This is a genomic window from Pedobacter namyangjuensis (assembly GCF_003313325.1).
Classification (GTDB): Bacteria; Bacteroidota; Bacteroidia; order Sphingobacteriales; family Sphingobacteriaceae; genus Pedobacter; species Pedobacter namyangjuensis.
Map to the genome: position 1 here is coordinate 1 of NZ_QMHQ01000004.1, position 20,533 is coordinate 20,533.

Below are 20,533 nucleotides of genomic sequence, written 5' to 3' on the forward strand. Positions count from 1 at the left end.
CTCCGAAGCGGGATGCAAAGGTAGCAAAAAAACATGTCCGAACAAACAAACACAGGAATTGTTTCGAAGGGAACGCGTAATATGCTGGCCGACAGCGTAAAAAAATTGCCCAACGGAGCAAGCGATAGTTGTTAAGCAATAACAGATATATCAATACAATAGATAAATTAAGATATGATAAGAATTTTATACTCCTAATATTTGCTATTCATAGTATATATAAAATGAAATGTCTGCAAATAAAATATCTAAAGTATTCTTTAACGGAACAATTTCTACATAAAAAATTGCCAAAAAAACGGGAGAGCCTAAACTTTATAAAATAGATAGTTTTTGTCTACCTAACGCTTTTAAGTACGTAGTGACAACAACCCGCTGTTAAAATTTATTAGTTTATATTATTTGTTAAATTAATTTCAGCTAAAATTATTTGCATAAAGAATTCAACTACATATATATACTATATAGAATTTAAAAGTTCGCACATAGCTAGAGAGTAGTCTATGAGATGAAGATGCGTTGATATGTAAGGTGATTGACTGTATACTAGGATTGGATTGGCTCTGAAAATTTGCCATTTAGACAAACCGCTGTAATTAGGCCCGGTGGAAGCGAAAATACTTTGCCAAAGTTAACGCTGGCATTAGCATAGCACATACGGCAAAGATTGTAGCGGACGACGGGACTGTCGTTGCCAAACGCCACGTCACCACAACCTACTTAATATTGACCAATGCTTAACAAAACCAATGTGCAGGCCTGAACAGGCTCTATGTTATGCTGATCTAACATCTTTTCGAATTCGTAATTTTCTGTGCCAGGGTTAAATATAACCCGCTTAGGTTTTGTTTCAAGTATATAGTCGTAATAGGACGGTTGCAAATCGGGACCTATATATAAGGTTACCGTATCTATATCTGTAAAAGGCTGAGCAGGTTTTTGAATTTTTACGCCTGCAACCTCGCCCTGCTTGATACCTATATTAACTATGTCATGTCCTTTAGCGGTTAACATGTGCGCCGCTCTGTAAGCGTATCTATCTGCGTTTGGAGTTGCTCCGATTATTAAAGTCTTTTTCATTCTATAGAAATTGATTGGGCAGAATTGAACAATGATACATAAACTGCTTAATAAAGAAACAGCCTAGTTTAAATTTTGTTTAGGATTGCATTGGCACAATTAACGCCATCTATAGCGGCGGATACAATTCCTCCGGCATAACCAGCTCCTTCGGCACAGGGATACAAACCGCGAACCTGTGGGTGTTGGAATGTCTCTTTATCTCGTGGGATACGAACCGGGGATGATGTACGACTTTCGACACCGACTAAAACTGCATCGTTAGAATAGTAGCCTTTCATTTTTCTTCCGAATAATGGCAAGGCAGCTTTTAAGCTAGATGCCACAAAATCTGGAAGAATATCTTCTAGCATAGCGCTTTTTGTGCCTGGTAAATATGAATTCTTTGGTAAATCTGCCGACAATCTTCCTTCTACAAAATCTACCATTCGTTGTGCAGGCGCTACGAGATTGCCGCCACCAACTTGAAAAGCTTTCTTTTCTATACTATTTTGAAAATCTAGCATTCTTAATGGGTCTGTTCCAGGAACATCATCTAAAGTTATTTGAACTACCGTACCCGAATTAGCAAATGGGTTATTTCTTTTAGATGGGGACCATCCGTTTACTACAATTTCATTTAAATCTGTAGCGCATGGTGCAATTATCCCCCCTGGGCACATACAAAAAGAAAATACGCCACGGGTTTTTACCTGCTCCACCATGCTGTAATATGCCGGCGGAAGAAACTCTGAACGAATATCGCAATGATATTGTGCGCTGTCTATAATCTGTTGGGGGTGCTCTATCCTAACGCCTAAAGCGAATGGTTTTGCTTCTAAAAGGATATTTTTTTTGTGCAGGAGCTCATATATGTCTCTAGCGGAATGTCCGGTAGCTAAAATGACGTCATCAGCTAAAAGTTCTTGTTGGTTGTTTACTACGATACCTTTTATTTTGTCATTTTCGATAATGAAATCGGTTAGTTTAGCATCAAACAATACCTGCCCGCCGGCTTTTATAATGGTTTCTCTTATTGCAGTTATAATATGCGGGAGTTTGTTTGTACCAATATGCGGACGTGCGTCGATAAGAATATCTTCGTCGGCACCATGTTGTACAAAAATTTGCAACACCTTATTTATATCACCTCGTTTGTTGGAACGCGTATAGAGCTTGCCATCTGAATATGTACCCGCACCACCTTCGCCGTAACAATAATTAGATTCTGTATTAACCAAACCTTGCTTGTTAATTGCAGCCAAATCTCTACGACGCTGTTTTACGTCTTTGCCACGTTCTACCACTATAGGTTTTAAGCCAATTTCTATACATTGCAAAGCGGCAAACAAACCGGCTGGACCAGCACCAACTATAATAACAGCTTTTTTATCTGCTACTGATGGATAAATTGAGGCTGATGCTAATTCTGGAGCAGGCTCGTTTATATACACTCGCACCTGCAACCTGTAAATTACCTTGCGTGAACGAGCATCTATAGAACGTTTTAATATTTTGAAAGAATTGATACTTTTTAAATCAGCTTTTAGCGCTTTAGCTATATTTTGAAGAATCAACTGCTGGTTAGCAACATCTTCTGGTGCAAGGGTAATTTCTATATCTTTTTGCATAATGGATGTCAAGTTTTTATCTCGAAACTGCAAATTTAACGATTAGAGTTGTAAGTTATAGGTATTAAGTTGTAAGTTTATTGAACAAACAGTGGCAAGATGTCAGTTTTTTGTCTGTTTTAGTAACAAGGCACAAGTATTGCTATCTAATTTGAAATTAACCTTAAAAAAACAAATAAATTAAAGATGAAAAAAATAGTTTTAGGAGTAGTAGCTCTGATAGTTGTGATAACTGCAATTAGTAGTTGTAATGGTTACAACAACCTGGTTTCGTTAGATGAAACGGTAAAAAATAAATGGAGTAATGTTGAAACACAATACCAACGCCGTTCTGACCTAATACCAAACTTGGTAAGTACCGTAAAAGGGGCTGCTAAATTTGAGCAAGGAACCCTAACTGCAGTTATTGAAGCTAGGGCAAGTGCAAGCAAAATAACTATAGATCCTGATAAATTAAATGCTGAAAATATAGAGAAATACCAACAAGCTCAAGGTCAAATTACCCAAGCTTTAGGTAAGTTGATGGTTTTAACCGAAAACTATCCAGATTTGAAAGCTACCCAACAATTTAGCGACTTATCTGCACAATTGGAAGGTACAGAAAACAGAATTACAGTAGCACGTAAGGATTTTAACGAATCGGTTTTAACTTTTAACACCAAAGTAAGATCGTTCCCAACTAATTTAACGGCTGGTATTTTCGGATTTTCTCCTAAGGCATCATTCCAAGCTGATGCAGGTTCACAAAATGCTCCGAAAGTAGAATTTTAATTAAATTTATAAAGCAAGGGTAATGTTTGTTTGTTTTAAACACGCATTACCCTTTATTTTTACCACAAAATAATGTCTATATTTAGTACAGAAGAGCAAGAGCAAATTGCAAATGCAATTGCAGAAGCCGAAAAAGCAACTAGCGGAGAGATAAGAATTGCCATTGACAAACATTGCCATGGCGGAGCATTTGAGAAAGCAGCTGCTTATTTTACAGAGCTTGGAATGGATAAAACATCTGCACATAATGGTGTTTTAATTTATTTGGCTTACGAAGACCACAAGTTTGCCATCATTGGCGATAGCGGGATAAATAAAGTTGTACCTGAAGATTTTTGGGAAACTACACAAGTGGCTATGAAAGCTCATTTTTCATCTGGAAATTTAGCACAGGGCATAATTGCTGGTGTTTCTTTAGCTGGAGAAAAGCTAGCGCTTTACTTTCCTTACCAAAATGGCGATGTAAACGAGTTGCCAAATGAAATTGTTTACATGTACAAAAACCAAGCAAATTAACAGATGAAGAAAATAATCATCTTAATCCTATCCGTACTCTGTTTACAGCTTGGTTATGCTCAAGAATTTCCGGAGAAACCGAATACGTTGGTAAACGATTATACCAATACGCTTACTGAAGAACAGAAAGGTAATTTGGAGCGCAAACTTGTAGCTTTTGATGACTCTACCTCAAACCAGATTTCTGTCGTGATAATGAAATCGGTCGGCGAGTATGACATTAACGAATACACTTTAGAACTGGGGAGAAAATGGGGTATCGGTAGCGGAAAGAAAAATAACGGTGTAATTTTGTTGGTTGCCATAGGCGATAGAAAGCTGTCTATACAAACCGGCTACGGCCTGGAAGGCGCTTTACCAGACATCTACACTAAAAGAATTATTGAGAACGACATTAAACCCCTTTTTAAAGAAGGCAATTATTACGCTGGTATTGATGAAGGAACAAACTCCATCATATCCTTAGTAAAAGGCGAATACAAAAACGACAATCCAAAAGTTAAACAAAAGGGAAGTAAAGGAATGTCTGGTGCTATTGTGATCATCATCATTATAATTATCGTAATTATTTTACGAAAAGGCGGTGGCGGTGGCGGTAGTGAGGTTATTGGTGGACGAGGTGTTGCCGATGCATTATTCTGGAGCATGCTTTTAGGCGGAGGAAGAAATTCTGGTGGTGGCGGATTTGGCGGAGGCTTTGGAGGCGGAAGTAGTGGTGGCGGTTTTGGAGGTTTTGGAGGCGGAAGTTTTGGCGGTGGCGGAAGTAGCGGAAGCTGGTAAAGACAATCACGATTTAAACTTTAAACTCAACCTTGTTCAAGAATTTAACCTTAATGGAATGTATAGAAAAGATCTCATTACTGCAGAAATAGAAAAATTGGCGCAAGTGCTTGCAAAAATCATGGGTTTAAAAATCGAATTAAAACTTGAAGAAGCTGATGCACTTTTTAAAGAAACACTTGCTAAATCATTCGGCTTAGATAGCAAATTACTTACCGAACCTAACACTTCGGAATTTGAAAAATGGCTTTCCCAATCCGAGTTAAATGCTGAACACCTGAATTCTCTTAGTGATTTTATATTCAGTCAGCTAGATTTCGAGAACAATATCATCCCGTCGCAATTGATGGCCCAGAAACTCAATTTTGTTTACAAAAAGCTTGTAGACGACTTTCAGACCGTTCATTTAATAAATATGGGAAGGCAAAAATACATTGAGCAATATATTTAGATAAAGGAGCAAAGAACAAAGATTAAAGACTTGTATAAATGGAGATTTTAAAGTGGCAAAAACTTGCCTCGAAATATTTAGTTAAGGAAAGATGGGCTACACTTAGAGTAGATACGTGTAAGTTACCTAACGGAGCCGTTAAGGATGATTACTACGTTTTAGAATATCCGAATTGGGTAAATGCTGTTGCGTTAACTAAAGAAAACCAGTTAATATTGGTAAGGCAATATCGCTTTGCAGCAGAAATAATTTCTTTAGAAGTGCCAGGGGGAGTGATTGACGACGGAGAAGATCCGGAAACAGCAATTGTGAGGGAATTAATTGAGGAAACTGGTTATACTTTTGAGAGTTGTGAGCAAATTGCGGTGCTTTATCCGAATCCTGCAACATCAACCAATAAAACATTTACCTATTTATTAAAAGGCGGTGTTAAAACGCATGAACAGCATTTAGATGAGCATGAGATTTTAAATGTTGAACTTTACAGCATTGATGAAGTTAAACAGCTTTTAAAAGATAATAAAATTGAACAATCCTTACATGCGGCTGCATTATTCTACGGGCTGTTGCATTTGTAGAAAATCATAAAACTAAAAAGGCCATTTTTGATTAATCAAAATGGCCTTTTTTATATCTCTTCCGTCGACTAAAGTCGACGGCAATGAAAAGTAAATTCGAAAGATTATACTTATAAAAAAGTCCTGACTTGGAAACCAAATCAGGACTTTAATTTTTTTCTAAACAAATAGGATTTATATTTTTTGCTTCTTAATACCTCAAGAAAATTAACTCATTTTCAGTTTTTTCTGAATGTCGTTAACATAAGCTTTAAACTTCTTGTCTGTCTCAATCAAATCTTCTACAGTTTGGCAAGCATAAATTACTGTAGAGTGATCTCTACCACCAAAAAATGCGCCTATAGTTTTTAGTGATGATTTCGTATGGCTTTTAGACAAATACATTGAAATTTGGCGAGCCTGTACAATTTCACGTTTGCGTGTTTGAGATTTAACCATATCAACCGGAACTTCAAAATACTCACAAACCAACTTCTGGATATATTCCATTGAGATTTCTTTCGAGGTATTTTTGATAAAGTTCTTTAACATCTGCTTAGCCAAAGCCAAATCAATGTCTTTTTTGTTTAACGTAGATTGAGCCAATAATGAAACCATTGCTCCTTCTAACTCACGCACATTATTGTCAATATTATGGGCTACGTATTCCACTACATCAGCTGGCAACTCAATACCATCGGCATACATTTTCTTTTTAAGGATAGCGATACGAACCTCTAAATCCGGCACCTGTAAATCTGCAGACAATCCCCATTTAAAACGACTTAGCAATCTCTCTTCTAATCCAGCTAAATCTTTTGGTGCTTTATCTGAAGTTAAGATGACCTGTTTACCCGATTGGTGTAAGTGATTAAAAATGTGGAAGAAGATATCCTGCGTTTTTTCTTTACCTGCAAAGTTATGTACGTCATCCATGATGATCACGTCCATTGCCTGATAGAAATTAACGAAATCGTTTATCGTGTTATTTTTTAACGAGTCTACAAATTGTTGGCAAAATTTTTCGCAAGAAACGTAAATAACCAATTTATCTGGCATACTACGTTTTATCTCGTTACCAATGGCCTGCGACAAGTGTGTTTTACCCAATCCCACTCCACCGTAAATCATTAGCGGGTTAAAAGATGTGCCCCCTGGTTTAGCAGCTACAGCGTAACCGGCCGAACGAGCCAAGCGGTTACAATCTCCCTCTATATAATTATCAAAAGTATAATTTGGATTTAACTGAGGATCTACATTCAGCTTTTTCAATCCTGGTATAATAAACGGGTTTTTAATATCCTTATTTATCGATACCGGAATTGGCATTGATTGCATTTTTGCTTCTGCCCCATTTCCGTTAGAGGGCATATTAGTTGTGTACGGCGAACCAGTGTTAGATGACTTATCAACAACGATATTATATTCTAATCTTCCTTCGTCTCCCAATTGCTTTTTTACCGTTTTACGTAGCAGACCAACATAGTGTTCTTCTAGCCATTCGTAAAAAAATAAACTAGGCACCTGGATGGTTAAAACTTTCCCTTCTAATTTAAGTGCTGATATCGGTTCGAACCAAGTCTTAAAACTTTGGTTCGGAATGTTATCCTTAATAATTTGAAGACAGTTCTTCCATACTTCGGTACAAGTTTTTTCCATTGTTATTCTTTAATTTGTTGGTTTTCAGTTCTTATAAGGGTATTACGGATGTCCCTTTTCGAGAGTTCGAATATTCAAAAAATTATCAACATTTCACACAAAAATTTCATTTAATTCGTAACTACTTAACAAGCAATTATATATACCACTTAACCTCAATTTTTTATGTTGATAACTATTTATTAACACTGTTTTTAGTATTCTCCGAACACATTTCGCATACAATCTGCTATTTCCCCAAGTGTTGCATATTCTTCTACAGCACTTAAAATAAAGGGCATTAAATTACGCTCAGACTTGGCAGCAGCTGTTAAGTTAGTTAAAGCTAATTTAACAGCTTCGTTGTCACGTTCAGCCTTTAATTTATCTAACTTATCAGTCTGTATTACTCTAATCGATTCATCTATATTTAATACGTCTGTTATTCCTTCTTTTTCCTGTGTAAATTTATTAACGCCTACAATTACTCTTTCGCCTTGTTCAACTTCTTTTTGATATTGATATGATGCATTTGCAATCTCTTGCTGAATGTATCCATTCTCAATCGCGTTAACCGATCCGCCCATTGCATCAATCTTATCTATATAAGCCAAAGCAACCGATTCAATCTCATCTGTTAAAGACTCTACAAAATACGAGCCAGCTAATGGATCTACCGTATCTGTTACACCGCTTTCAAAAGCAATAACTTGTTGTGTACGCAGAGCGATTTTAGCAGCTGCTTCGGTAGGTAAAGACAATGCTTCATCGTACCCGTTGGTATGCAAAGATTGCGTACCGCCCAAAACCGCAGCCATAGCTTGGTTAGAAACCCTAATAACGTTGTTTAGCGGTTGCTGAGCAGTAAGTGTAGAACCACCGGTTTGCGTATGAAATCGCAACATCATAGCTTTTGGATCTGTTGCTCCCAAAGATTTGGTAATATGAGCCCACATTCTTCTGGCAGCTCTAAATTTTGCAATCTCTTCGAAAAAGTTATTATGGCAGTTAAAGAAGAAAGATAATCGCTTTGCGAAGACGTTAATATCCAAACCCTTATCTAACGCGGCATTTAAGTATGCCTTACCATTCGCTAGCGTAAACGCCAACTCTTGCACGGCAGTAGAGCCGGCCTCTCTAATATGATAACCAGATATCGAAATGGTATTCCACTTTGGCACCTCTTTACTACAATATTCAAAAATGTCTGTAATAATGCGCATAGAGGGTTTTGGCGGATAAATATAAGTTCCTCTGGCTGCGTATTCTTTTAAAATATCGTTTTGGATGGTCCCTGAAATCTCTTTTAAATCTGCTCCCTGTTTTTTTGCTAACGCGATGTACATGGCCAATAATATAGAGGCCGTTGCGTTAATCGTCATTGATGTTGTAATATTTTTAAGCTCGATTCCTTCAAATAAAATTTCTATGTCCTTAAGCGAATCTATAGCTACACCAACCTTACCTACTTCTCCTTCTGCCATATCATGATCAGAATCGTAGCCAATTTGTGTTGGCAAATCAAAAGCTACCGACAAACCCATTGTACCTTGGGCTAAAAGATAATGGTAACGTTTGTTAGATTCTTCTGCAGTTGAAAATCCTGCATATTGCCTCATTGTCCATAGCCTACCACGATACATATCTTTTTGTATCCCCCTGGTAAATGGATATTGGCCTGGAACTTCTTCTGAAGACTTTGCCGTGGTATATAAATCTTTTATCTCAATACCAGATGTGGTAAGGTGTTTTTTATCGCTCATAGGTAATTTGATTAGAGATTTTACTAAAACATTTGTTGCATATCTTTCTTAATTAATGCAATAGTTAATTCGTAGGGATTTTCTGAAATAGTAGCCATGTGTTGCAAAATAGTTTTGCTAAGCTCTACTCCATTTACGTTCTGTGGCAAACCCTTTACTGCATTATTAATCATGGCGATGGTATCGTCTTTTAATTTACGCACAACATCCCAAGTTGCGCTGCTTACATAAAGTTGCTGAGTAATATTATGCTGATATTCTGTTTTTATCTCATTAATAATTCCAGCTTGCAAACTTTGTAAATCTATTCCTTGCTGGTGCAAACGAACCAAAAGGTTCGACGGACTAATCCTGTCAACAAAAATGATTAATCGCTCATGTGCTTGTATGCGAACCGGCAAAAGTTGCGCTCTATTTTCTTTATTTAACGCTAAAGTTTTTAAATCAAAAAACTGTTGGATATCGTTTCTTAACACATAATACATTGCAATTAAAGCTGCAAAGATACCCGCACCTAAAACAATAAAGTCTACAAGAATTTGTTTTACATTCATAAAGATTGTTTAAATACGGTAATATTCACGAACCGTTAAAAGCAAAAATGTGCATTATTATTTATATTTGTAACAGATAAATTTATTAAACATGAGTAATACAGTAGAAACCGCCTTTGCGCCCGTATCGTTTACAGAAACTGCCGTTAAAGAACTTTTAAAGCTTAGAGACCAGCAAGAAGTTGCTGAAGATTTTGGGCTACGCGTTGGTGTTGAAGGTGGCGGTTGCTCTGGCATGAGCTACGTTTTAGGTTTCGACCAACAGAAAGAAGGCGACCAGGAGTTTACGATAGATGGAATTAAAATTTTTATGCACAAAGCACACCAAATGTATTTATTGGGTATGCAAATAGATTGGCAAGATGGCCTAAATTCTAGAGGATTTACATTTAGCAACCCAAATGCTGCTAGTTCTTGCGGTTGCGGAACAAGTTTCTCTGTTTAGAAAGAATATTTTGTAACATTTTAAAGGGTCTCGTTGTCTTAACAGCGGGACTTTTTATTTTTATATCCCAATGTTTTTATCTCCATAAAATGACTTATACCGAAAACGTGAGGCTTGCCCTGCAATCAATTAAAAGTAATCGCTTGCGCACTATGTTAACTGCGCTAATTATTGCAATTGGATTATCTGCTTTGGTAGGTATATTAACTACACTTGATGCTGTAAAAGCTAGCATGACCGAAGCTTTCTCTAGCATGGGTGCTAATTCGTTTAATATTAGAAACAGAGGTAGCGGTATTAGAATTGGTAACGGAAAAAGACCAAAACCATTTAAATCTATAAGATATGAGGATGCGGTAAAGTTTAAACAGCGCTTAAATGCCCCTGCAAATGTAGCTATTAGTGTTTTTGCCAGTGGCGGATCTACGGTAAAGTATAAACAAGAAAAAACAAATCCCAATATTAACATACAAGGGTTTGATGAAAACGGCTTAGGTTCTCAAGGATTGGAACTAACGCTTGGGAGAAACTTTAGTGCTTCTGAGGCCTTGGCAAATACCAACATCTGTATTATCGGTAGCGAAATTGCAAAAACCGTGTTCAAAAACGAGAGTCCGTTAGATAAAGTAATAAATGTTGGCAACAACAAGTTAAAAGTTATTGGTGTATTGGCAGAAAAAGGTTCTGGCATGGGGTCAAGCAGTGACAGGGCTGTTTACGTACCGCTTTACAAAGCAAAATTGATAAACTCAAATGCAAATCCATCTTACACTATCACCGTTGCGGTACCTAATAAAGCAATAATGGATAATGTTATTGGCGAGGCAACATCAACCTTTAGAAATATTAGAAAAATTAAGATCAAAGAGCCTAACAATTTTGAGATTACTAAAAGTGATTCTGTTGCGCAAAGTTTAGATGAAAACTTAAAGTACATCGTTTTGGGCGGTATAGCCATTGGTGCTATTACTCTACTTGGTGCTTCAATTGCGTTAATGAATATCATGATGGTTTCGGTAACGGAGCGTACCAGAGAAATTGGCGTTAGAAAAGCTATTGGTGCAAATCCATCGGTTATTAGAAAACAGTTTTTAATTGAAGCGGTTGTAATTTGCTTAATGGGTGGCTTTTTTGGGATAATGCTTGGCGTGGGAATTGGGAATTTGATATCCTTTTCTATGGGTGGAGCATTTTTGATGCCTTGGACATTTATTATCACCGGTTTTATACTATGCGTGATAGTAGGGATTTTCTCAGGATATTATCCTGCGCTAAAGGCATCTAAACTGGATCCTGTTGAGGCATTGCGATACGAGTAAGTATTGAAAATAGCTTTAATTGAAAGTTGTTTTGTTAAAGCAATAGATTGTTTAGCTGAGGTTGCGACAGAATATTTTGAACTCTATCTAACTCTAACGCAGCCTTTAATGCATCGGCATGACGAAGGTGGTGCATATCGCTTCCCATAAAATCTATCATATAATTATCTACCAACTCTTCGGCGGTTTGCTTACACCCTTTGCCATAATATCCTGTTAAGGAAATGGTATTTAACTGCAATAAACAACCTGCATCTTTTATCTGCTGGTAATTATCTGTGTCTCCGTAATAATAAGGGTAACGCTCTGGATGCGCCAAAACGGGCTGATAACCTGCAAACTGAATTTTTGAAATGATGTCGTAAAGGTTGTGTGGAGCATTAATGTACGATAGCTCGAACAAAAGATATTGTTGCGCACCAAAAGTAAGCACCTCCTTCTTCTCCACTTTTTTCTCAAAAGTTTCATCCAAATAGTATTCGGCTGCTGCTTCAACCGTAATATTGATATTATTTTGCGCTAAACCTTCTCTTAAAATATCAAGCGCTTTATTAATTGTATCTGGCGTATTACGAAAATAATCGGCCATAACGTGCGGTGTTGCAACCAGTTTCTGGTAACCTAATTCCTCAAATCTTTTTGCCAATAGTATAGCATCATTGATGTTTTTTGCACCATCATCTATACCGGGAAGGATATGCGAGTGCATATCTGTTTTTACAGCTGAAAAATTAAATTCGGGATCCTTTTTCTTTTTAAACCAATTAAGCAAAACCTACCTCCCTTTATATTGACTGCTAATTAACCCGTTCACTACATTAAAAGCCATAAAATCATTGTTTACTAAAACATCTTTCATTAGAAATATTATTCCGTTTAGCTATATAACGTATTTTTTTAAGCTACAGATGTTCTGGTAAGTTTAAAAAAATCGCGGTTGAATACATTTTACTTTGATAAATTTTATGTAGCAATTTCTCCATTTCATTTTTCAAATCGTATTGTAAATCTTCATGCAATTTTTCAAATTTCCTTAATGTAACCAATACCGCCTTTACAAAGTAAGTTGCAAAAATATCCTCATAGTTTTTTATACTAGAATGAACTTTTCCTTTAAAATCAGTTATGGCATTATTATATAGGAAAATCCTCAATTCAACATCCTCAAGTACTGCTTTCGTAACCCTTAAATTATGATTAACCAATTTGGCCAACTTACGTAAACTTGTTAGCACATCTCTTGCATTTAGGTGCTTATTTTTGCTAAGCAACTGCATCTCTTCCAAAATCGTGCTTTTTATTGCGTCAACCCTATCTTTTAGATCTTCTTCGTTTTCTAACAATAGAAAATGAAGGTGTTCGGTAAGCACTTTATCCTTTGCCACCAAGCGCAATAGCAGTTTGTCTTTTTCTTTTGGTGGCAAAGCCAGAATTTCTAGCTTAAGATTTTTATGCTCACTTAATTTCATCTAAAACGGATTGTCTTTTAAATATTTTTCCCAGTTCCAGGCAGAACTCATCATCTCATTTAAATCCAGCTCTGCTTTCCAGCCTAAAACTTCGTTTGATAATTTAACATCGCCATAGGTTTGTTCCACGTCACCTTCTCGTCTTGCACCTATGGTATAGTTTAATTTTTCTCCAGTTGATGTTTCAAAAGCGTTGATAATTTCTAAAACTGAAGAGCCTTTTCCGGTGCCAACGTTAAATACCTCGTAATTAGCGGTATCGCCTTTTTCTAATCTTTTTATTGCCGAAACGTGTGCTTTTGCTAAATCTACTACGTGAATATAATCTCTAACCGCAGAACCGTCTGGCGTGTTATAATCGTCTCCAAAAACTGTAATAGGGCCACGTTTGCCAATCGCAGACTGTGTGATAAAAGGCACTAAGTTTTGTGGAACGCCAATTGGCAATTCTCCAATTAAAGCAGATTTATGCGCACCTACCGGATTAAAATAACGTAAAACGATTACATTTAAATCTGGCGAAACCGCACAAGTTTCCTGCAAAATTTCCTCTGCAATTTGTTTAGTGTTGCCATAAGGCGATTCTGCCTTTTTTACAGGGGCATTCTCATTAACAGGTAAAGTATCAGGCTGTCCGTAAACTGTACAAGAAGATGAAAACACCAATTTAATTTTGCTATTAAATGCTGTTAAAATATTAATTAAACCGTAAAAATTATTACGATAATATTTTAGTGGATTTTGAACCGACTCTCCTACTGCTTTAGAAGCAGCAAAGTGGATGATTCCATCGATGTCTTGGTTTTCCTTAGCAAACGCAATTACTTCTTGCTCATTACATAAATCAAGTTGCTTAAACGCTGGTTTTTTACCAGTTATCTTTTCAATTTGATCTAAAATTTTTGGATCTGAGTTTGAAAAATCGTCAACAGCAATAACATCATAACCTGCGCTAAAAAGCTCTACAACTGTATGCGACCCAATATAACCTGTACCGCCAGTAACTAATATTTTCATTTGTGTATAGTTTATTATTTAAGACAATGAAGCCACCAAGGAAGAATGCGCTTAGCAGTTTAGCATTATTTATTATAGGTTTTAAAATTTTTATGTTCTTTGTTTGTAAGTGCGTCCTTAGGTAGCGATTTGAAATACTCATAAGTAATTTTTAATCCTTCTGCCCTATTCACTTTGGGCTCCCAATTTAGCAACTCTCTAGCTTTTGTAATATCTGGCCGTCTTTGCTTAGGATCATCCGTTGGAAGTTCTTTGCATACAATCTTTTGATCTGTACCCGTAAGTTTGATGATTTCCTCAGCAAAGTCCATCATCGTTATTTCATCCGGGTTACCAATGTTTACCGGCTGTGCATAATCGCTAAAAAGTAAGCGATAAATTCCTTCAACTAAATCATCAACATAACAGAATGATCTGGTTTGAGTTCCGTCTCCGAAAACGGTTAAATCTTCACCTCTCAGTGCCTGACCAATAAATGCTGGTAAAACCCTACCATCATTAAGTCTCATTCTTGGCCCGTAAGTATTAAATATTCTTACAATTCTGGTTTCCAAACCATGAAAAGTGTGATAAGCCATTGTCATTGCTTCCTGGAAACGTTTTGCTTCATCATAAACACCACGTGGTCCTACCGGATTTACATTACCCCAATATTCTTCTGGCTGAGGATTAACGGTTGGGTCTCCGTAAACTTCTGATGTAGAAGCAATAAGCAGTCTAGCTTTTTTATTACGAGCTAAGCCTAATAAATTATGAATGCCCAATGAACCAACTTTTAAAGTTTGAATAGGAATTTTTAGGTAATCTATTGGGCTAGCTGGTGATGCAAAGTGTAAGATATAGTCCAAATCTCCAGGAACGTAAACAAATTTAGAAACGTCATGATGGTAGAATTCGAAATTCTCCAACTTAAAAAGATGTTCAATATTCTGTAAATCGCCAGTAATTAGATTGTCCATTCCAATTACATGAAACCCTTCCTTAATAAATCTATCACAAAGATGTGAGCCCAAAAAGCCCGCTGCTCCAGTAATTAAAACTCGTTTGGTATTTGCCATTAGTCTATTAATTTTCTGCCTATGCTATTGTAGTAGTAGCCTAAATCTACCATTTTCTGTAGGTCGAAAAGATTACGGCCGTCAAAAATCACTTTGTTGTTTAAAAGACTTTCCATTTTTTCGAAGTCGGGATTACGGAAAACTGACCATTCTGTAGCTATCAATAATGCATCAGCATCATTTAACGCATCGTACTGGTTTTCTGCAAACTTAATTTTGTCTCCCAAAATAGCTTTTACGTTAGCCATGCCTTCTGGATCGAATGCAGTAACCGTAGCCCCATTTTTTACCAATGCATCAATAATATACAATGCCGGAGCCTCTCTGATATCGTCAGTTTCTGGCTTAAAAGCTAAACCCCAAAGTGCAAAATGTTTACCTTTTATATCGTTTTTATAATATTTTAGAATTTTGTCTACCAAAACAGTCTTTTGTCTCTCGTTAACGTTCATTACAGCTTTCAGTATTTGAAAATCGTAATCATAAGTATTTGCAGCTATGGCAAGTGCTTGCACGTCTTTCGGGAAACAACTTCCGCCGTAACCAATCCCCGGAAAAAGAAAACGTTTTCCGATACGATCGTCGGCACCCACACCCTTACGCACCGCATCTACGTCAGCTCCAACAATTTCGCAAAGGTTGGCAATCTCATTCATAAACGTAATTTTTGTAGCCAAAAATGAGTTTGCTGCATATTTTGTCAGTTCTGAGGAACGTTCGTCCATGAAGAAAATAGGATTTCCCTGACGAACGTAAGGCGCATAAAGTTCGGCCATTAACTTTTGAGCTTTCTCACTTCTTGTACCTACAACTACGCGGTCGGGTTTCATGAAATCATCTACTGCTACGCCTTCCCTTAAAAACTCTGGATTAGAAACCACATCTATTTCAACAGTAGTGTTTTCTGCAAAAACTGCCTGAACCTTATCTGCTGTACCAACAGGAACCGTCGATTTGTTGACGATAACTTTATATTCGGTTACTAGTTTAGAAATATCTTTTGCTGCGCCCAAGATATAGGATAAATCGGCTGCACCGTCTCCGCCCGGAGGCGTAGGCAAAGCCATAAATATAATCTGTGCTTCATTTACCGCCAATGCTAAGTCTGTTGTAAAAGATAAACGTCCCTGCGCAATGTTTCTATGAAAAAGAACATCTAAACCAGGTTCGTAAATTGGTACTTGGCCGTTAATCATTTGTTTTACTTTGGCTTCGTTCACATCAACACAAATCACGTCGTTACCTGTTTCGGCTAAACACGTGCCTGTTACTAAACCAACATATCCTGTTCCAACAACAGCTATTTTCATAAATTATCTCTAAAATTTGTTGGAGCGAATATACTAAAACAAAGGTAAATATCGGCTTTACATGCCTAATATTAAACCAAATTAACGTTGCTACATCTTTATTTTTCCTTTATAGAATTTACAAATAGCGCTAATAATCAGAAAACAAAAAATTTATTGTAGCGTTTATGTTATCTTCGCCGTTCTCTTATTACAAAAGTTGCGTTTTATATTTTATTTTATTAAAGTTAATGATGAGAACAAGCGGTTTTTTAAAACTTATTTTATTATACGAATGATATATAAAAATTAGCATTGCAAAATTCGGACACTAATCCATCAACCGGAAATATAATTAGATTTAGGTGTTAATTACCTTAGAAACGTATCAACCTTACAGAACAAACAAAACTTGAACACAATCACACCTCCTTTGATTGAAAATACTAAAAACCATCATCCATCGAATTTGGCCAACATTCCTAAAATATCGATCATTACCGTAAATTTAAATAATTTAGCTGGCCTGCAGAAAACTGTAGAAAACTTGTTGAGCCAAACTTTTAAAGAATTTGAATTTATAATTATCGATGGTGGTAGCAAAGATGGAAGTAAAGAATATATCCAAAATATAAGCGAGCATTTGCATAAGTGGGTAAGTGAACCCGACAATGGCATCTATAATGCAATGAACAAAGGAATAAGGATGGCAACGGGCGAATACATTTGTTTTTTAAATAGCGGAGATATTTTCCTTGAGAATACCACACTAAAATCTGTTCACAGCAAACTAAATGGAAATATCGGTATTTACTATGGAGATATGATTTGGGATGAAATTAAAAGAAAACGACTTATTCCGGCTCCCGCTAAGTTATCTTTTCCATTTTTACTTATACATAGCATTAACCATCAATCGTGTTTTATAAAGAAGTCGTTATTTGACGAAATTTTTTACTACAACGAAGATTTTCAAATTATCTCAGACTGGGAATTTTTAATTTACGCCGTATGCAAAAAAGAAATTCCAACCAAGCATCTTGAAATGACAGTTAGCGTATACGATGCAAATGGTATTTCCAGCCATATTGCTAATCAGAAATCTATTTGTGCAGATAGGCAAATGGTTGTTGACAAGTACTTTCCACTTTTTGACTTTACCGCTAAGGATGTTGCGATTTTGTACGAAAAACGCGGAAAACAGTTTTTGAGAATCAGAAAACATAAGTTTGCCTACAGAACGTTAAAATGGTTTATGAGTTTAATATTGGTTTTTCTTCCAAAAAAACATAATTAATTGCGCATGAAGGTTCTATTTGATCATCAAATGTTTTCTCAACAACGTTATGGTGGGATTTCGAGATATTTTGCAAACATCTATAATTCAATACAGAACACAACAGATATTCAAGCTAGTATTTCTGTATTACATAGCAAAAACTATTACATTAAGGATTTCGACGCAATTTTAAACAACTGGATTGGCAATGTTCTGCTTGCGAAAAAATCAAGAAGCAATAAATGGAATAAACAATATTCCAAATACTTGATAGGCAAAAACAATTTCGACGTTTTTCATCCTACATATTTTAACCCTTATTTTTTAAAACGTCTTAAAAAGCCTTTGGTGGTAACGGTGCACGATATGATTTATGAAGCTATGCCAGAATACTTTCCATCAAATGACCCACTGCCTTATCACAAAAGGCTACTAATGGACAGAGCTGATAAAATAATAGCAATTTCTGAAATAACTAAGGCTGATATTTTAAAATATAGTAATGTTAACGAAGATAAGATTGAGGTTATCTACCATGGCATAGATTTAAGCACACCAAATCATCAGAATGTAGCAAACCTCCCTAAAAACTATATTCTATTTGTTGGAGACAGAGAAAAATATAAAAACTTCCATTTGCTAGCAGAAGCATTTAAAATAGTTTCGCTAAAATACGATGACCTAAAATTCGTTTTAGCGGGTGGAGGTCCGATAACATATGGTGATTCGGAATTTCTACGAAGACACAACATATTGGATAAGACGATACAGCTATCTGCCAGTGATGAGCAATTGAACACCTTATATAAAAATGCAATTTGTTTTGTATATCCCTCTCTATATGAAGGTTTTGGTCTTCCCATTTTAGAGGCATTTAAAAATAATTGCCCAGTTTTGTTAAGTAACTGCAGCTGTTTCGAAGAAATTGCCGGAGATGCTGCACAGTACTTCGAAGGGCAATCTTTAGAAGCACTTGTATCAAAACTAACTTACATTATAGAAAATGAATCGACTAGAAAAGAGATGATTAATTTAGGAGATAAAAAATTGTTAGAATATCCAATAGAGAAATGTGTTGAACAGACTATTGAGCTTTACAAAACTGTTAGTTAGCTAATACTATTTTCGTTCTTATTTATTTCTGCATCGATCTGCGCTAATAAAAAATTCAAATTTTTCATCCGTTCTTCATCGAAATAAGTGAGTTTATGCATATTGATAGACTTAACTAATTCTTGTATGGAGCAATAATTCGTACCATCTACCAATACCCTTAAAATATGCGGCAGTGTATCCGATACAACAGAACATTGCAAGTGTTTCAGTTTACAAACAACTAATTCGTTGTACAAAACCTGAAAAAAGAAATAATTAATGATTTTGTCTTCCGTTTTCCAGTAATTTAATATTAGGTCAAACATCGTCGCAATCATTATGCTACCTCTTTTTGCGAAAATGATGCTATTTAGCATTTTTACTTTATATCGGGGATTCCAACTCCAATAACTCGTATGTGGGCCATCCCAAAAAGATTTATTTGGTTCGTAGTTGCTACGCTGAAATACAAAATAATCTTGTTCGGTGTATTCTTTTGACAATGGCGCTGTGAGCAAAATTGTTGCGTCTAACCAAACGCCACCATAAACATGTAGCAATGCAAGACGTAATAAATCTGAAAAAAACACTCTTGAAAACTTCAATTCGTTTTCATTGTTCCATATAAATTCGGGAAAATCTAAATAATCTGATATTGTTTTATCATTTAAACGCACCACTTCGTAATCGCCTTTATACCTATCAACCGAATCAAAACAGCGCTGTACTACAGGTGGCAAATCAACATCATCGGCCTGTTGGCCCCAGTATTGCCAAATAACTTTCTCACCAATATGCTTTTTAGGATACAACGAGTTTCTCTCAATTTTTCCATCAAAATAATCCACAATTATCGGATGCCAAAATTCCGCAATCCTTTTATGTCTACGAGCTACTATCTGATTTCTAATCAATCCCCAGATTCTATTTGCCAAATATTTAAGGTTTAAGAAATCCTTCCGCTTACTCATAACCTTAATGTCCTGCTTTAGATTGAATAATACAAATACCGAACAAATACCATTTAGTTGTTCCGCTAGCTAACAGTTTCTTTTTAAAAATGCGCATTCCTAAAAATCTATAGCGTATAATAATTCCAGGATCGCCGACTATCTTAACACCGTGTTGCTTTTCAAAATCTCGCTTAAAAACACGTAACGGCTCCATTTTTTTGCTCCGCTCGCTTTTAGCACTTTTATTTAGCATCGTTAATGCAGAGCTAGGGTGATACTTATAGTAATAAATTGCATTTGGTACTGCAACAACTTTATTGGCTTTGCAAACAGCGGTTAGGGAGAAAATCATGTCTTCGGCAATTTGCACATTCTGATCGAACTCAATTTGCTCAGAAATTAAAAATGAAGTTTTGAACAAATATTTAAAGCAATAGCCCTCGCTTCCAACTTTAGCAAGCTTTAACTTATCTTCTTTTGAAACCGCTAAAAACGCTTGTTGATTAGTGTAGGATAAACTCGGTTGCCTTTCATTTATAATTCCGCAAAAAACTACTTCTGCATCATATTTCAACGCCGAAGAAAGCATTTCTTCATAAAAATTAAGACTGATTAGATCGTCCGGATCCATAAAATGAACATACTGCCCCGTTGCATTTTGCAATCCTACGTTTCTGGCAGCAGATACGCCCTTATTTTGCTGGCGAATAAGTTTTACTGGATACTGAGCTGCGATTTTTGCCGTATCATCGATAGATCCGTCATCAACAACTATGATTTCAATGTTTTTATAAGATTGGTATTTGATATTTTCAATACACTGCGACAAATACAAAGCCACATTGTATGCAGGAATAATAACTGAAATGAGTTTTTTATCTTCCATGTA

Annotated in this window: 21 protein-coding genes; 9 read left to right on the plus strand and 12 right to left on the minus strand. The window is 36.1% G+C overall.

Annotated elements, in window-relative coordinates:
* Positions 1-720: 720 nt before the first annotated feature.
* Together DUT69_RS15645 and DUT69_RS15650 are read right to left on the minus strand one after the other, a co-directional pair.
* On the minus strand, positions 721-1,080 hold the full coding sequence (locus DUT69_RS15645; protein WP_113654209.1) for a CoA-binding protein: 360 nt from the start codon (positions 1,078-1,080) through the stop codon (positions 721-723).
* A 68-nt stretch (positions 1,081-1,148) separates the two neighbouring features.
* Positions 1,149-2,690, minus strand: a complete 1,542-nt coding sequence (locus DUT69_RS15650; RefSeq protein WP_113654210.1) for an NAD(P)/FAD-dependent oxidoreductase — start codon at positions 2,688-2,690, stop codon at positions 1,149-1,151.
* Between the two features lie 186 nt (positions 2,691-2,876).
* Here DUT69_RS15650 and DUT69_RS15655 point away from each other — a divergent pair, with 186 nt between their 5' ends.
* From DUT69_RS15655 to DUT69_RS15675, 5 genes are all read left to right on the plus strand, one after another.
* Positions 2,877-3,461, plus strand: coding sequence for a LemA family protein (locus DUT69_RS15655; protein WP_113654211.1), 585 nt, complete (start codon positions 2,877-2,879; stop codon positions 3,459-3,461).
* Positions 3,462-3,533: 72 nt separating this feature from the next.
* Positions 3,534-3,977, plus strand: a complete 444-nt coding sequence (locus tag DUT69_RS15660) for a TPM domain-containing protein (protein WP_113654212.1) — start codon at positions 3,534-3,536, stop codon at positions 3,975-3,977.
* A gap of 3 nt (positions 3,978-3,980) precedes the next feature.
* Entirely contained in the window at positions 3,981-4,757 is a 777-nt protein-coding gene (locus tag DUT69_RS15665; RefSeq protein ID WP_113654213.1) for a TPM domain-containing protein, read from the plus strand.
* 58 nt (positions 4,758-4,815) lie between these two features.
* Positions 4,816-5,208 carry a hypothetical protein gene (locus DUT69_RS15670; protein WP_162796332.1) on the plus strand — a complete coding sequence of 131 codons (393 nt, stop codon included), beginning with the start codon at positions 4,816-4,818 and terminating at the stop codon, positions 5,206-5,208.
* A 38-nt stretch (positions 5,209-5,246) separates the two neighbouring features.
* Positions 5,247-5,786, plus strand: coding sequence for an NUDIX hydrolase (locus DUT69_RS15675; RefSeq protein WP_205314288.1), 540 nt, complete (start codon positions 5,247-5,249; stop codon positions 5,784-5,786).
* Positions 5,787-5,993: 207 nt separating this feature from the next.
* On the opposite strand, the gene dnaA is transcribed toward DUT69_RS15675, so the two are convergent.
* The 3 genes from dnaA to DUT69_RS15690 form a co-directional block, all read right to left on the minus strand.
* On the minus strand, positions 5,994-7,424 hold the full coding sequence (gene dnaA, locus DUT69_RS15680) for a chromosomal replication initiator protein DnaA (RefSeq protein ID WP_113654215.1): 1,431 nt from the start codon (positions 7,422-7,424) through the stop codon (positions 5,994-5,996).
* A gap of 194 nt (positions 7,425-7,618) precedes the next feature.
* Positions 7,619-9,166: an acyl-CoA mutase large subunit family protein gene (locus DUT69_RS15685; protein WP_113654216.1), complete on the minus strand. Its 1,548-nt coding sequence runs from the start codon at positions 9,164-9,166 to the stop codon at positions 7,619-7,621.
* Between the two features lie 23 nt (positions 9,167-9,189).
* Positions 9,190-9,720, minus strand: coding sequence for a DUF7935 family protein (locus tag DUT69_RS15690; RefSeq protein ID WP_113654217.1), 531 nt, complete (start codon positions 9,718-9,720; stop codon positions 9,190-9,192).
* Positions 9,721-9,811: 91 nt separating this feature from the next.
* Here DUT69_RS15690 and DUT69_RS15695 point away from each other — a divergent pair, with 91 nt between their 5' ends.
* Positions 9,812-10,165, plus strand: a complete 354-nt coding sequence (locus tag DUT69_RS15695) for a HesB/IscA family protein (protein WP_113654218.1) — start codon at positions 9,812-9,814, stop codon at positions 10,163-10,165.
* Between the two features lie 89 nt (positions 10,166-10,254).
* Positions 10,255-11,484, plus strand: a complete 1,230-nt coding sequence (locus DUT69_RS15700; RefSeq protein ID WP_113654219.1) for an ABC transporter permease — start codon at positions 10,255-10,257, stop codon at positions 11,482-11,484.
* Positions 11,485-11,518: 34 nt separating this feature from the next.
* On the opposite strand, the gene DUT69_RS15705 is transcribed toward DUT69_RS15700, so the two are convergent.
* The 5 genes from DUT69_RS15705 to DUT69_RS15725 all read right to left on the minus strand — a co-directional run bounded on the left by DUT69_RS15705 (position 11,519) and on the right by DUT69_RS15725 (position 16,338).
* Complete coding sequence (locus DUT69_RS15705; protein ID WP_240186739.1) at positions 11,519-12,193, minus strand: tyrosine-protein phosphatase; 675 nt, start codon at positions 12,191-12,193, stop codon at positions 11,519-11,521.
* A gap of 193 nt (positions 12,194-12,386) precedes the next feature.
* A complete protein-coding gene (locus DUT69_RS15710) occupies positions 12,387-12,953 on the minus strand; it encodes a hypothetical protein (RefSeq protein ID WP_113654221.1) in 567 nt (188 codons plus the stop codon).
* Positions 12,954-13,970 (minus strand): UDP-glucose 4-epimerase GalE, encoded by a 1,017-nt coding sequence (galE, locus tag DUT69_RS15715; protein ID WP_113654222.1) that lies wholly within the window; start codon positions 13,968-13,970, stop codon positions 12,954-12,956.
* 65 nt (positions 13,971-14,035) lie between these two features.
* On the minus strand, positions 14,036-15,028 hold the full coding sequence (locus DUT69_RS15720; RefSeq protein ID WP_113654223.1) for a UDP-glucuronic acid decarboxylase family protein: 993 nt from the start codon (positions 15,026-15,028) through the stop codon (positions 14,036-14,038).
* Entirely contained in the window at positions 15,028-16,338 is a 1,311-nt protein-coding gene (locus DUT69_RS15725) for a UDP-glucose dehydrogenase family protein (RefSeq protein ID WP_113654224.1), read from the minus strand. The genes DUT69_RS15720 and DUT69_RS15725 overlap by 1 nt, the downstream gene beginning before the upstream one ends.
* Positions 16,339-16,729: 391 nt before the next feature.
* Between DUT69_RS15725 and DUT69_RS15730 the strand changes: the two genes are divergently transcribed.
* Together DUT69_RS15730 and DUT69_RS15735 are read left to right on the plus strand one after the other, a co-directional pair.
* Entirely contained in the window at positions 16,730-17,614 is an 885-nt protein-coding gene (locus DUT69_RS15730) for a glycosyltransferase family 2 protein (protein WP_113654225.1), read from the plus strand.
* 6 nt (positions 17,615-17,620) lie between these two features.
* Entirely contained in the window at positions 17,621-18,709 is a 1,089-nt protein-coding gene (locus tag DUT69_RS15735) for a glycosyltransferase family 4 protein (RefSeq protein WP_113654226.1), read from the plus strand.
* On the opposite strand, the gene DUT69_RS15740 is transcribed toward DUT69_RS15735, so the two are convergent.
* Together DUT69_RS15740 and DUT69_RS15745 are read right to left on the minus strand one after the other, a co-directional pair.
* Positions 18,706-19,626 (minus strand): capsular polysaccharide synthesis protein, encoded by a 921-nt coding sequence (locus DUT69_RS15740; RefSeq protein ID WP_162796333.1) that lies wholly within the window; start codon positions 19,624-19,626, stop codon positions 18,706-18,708. The genes DUT69_RS15735 and DUT69_RS15740 overlap by 4 nt on opposite strands.
* 40 nt (positions 19,627-19,666) lie before the next feature.
* Positions 19,667-20,530 carry a glycosyltransferase family 2 protein gene (locus DUT69_RS15745; protein ID WP_113654228.1) on the minus strand — a complete coding sequence of 288 codons (864 nt, stop codon included), beginning with the start codon at positions 20,528-20,530 and terminating at the stop codon, positions 19,667-19,669.
* Between the last annotated feature and the right edge of the window lie 3 nt (positions 20,531-20,533).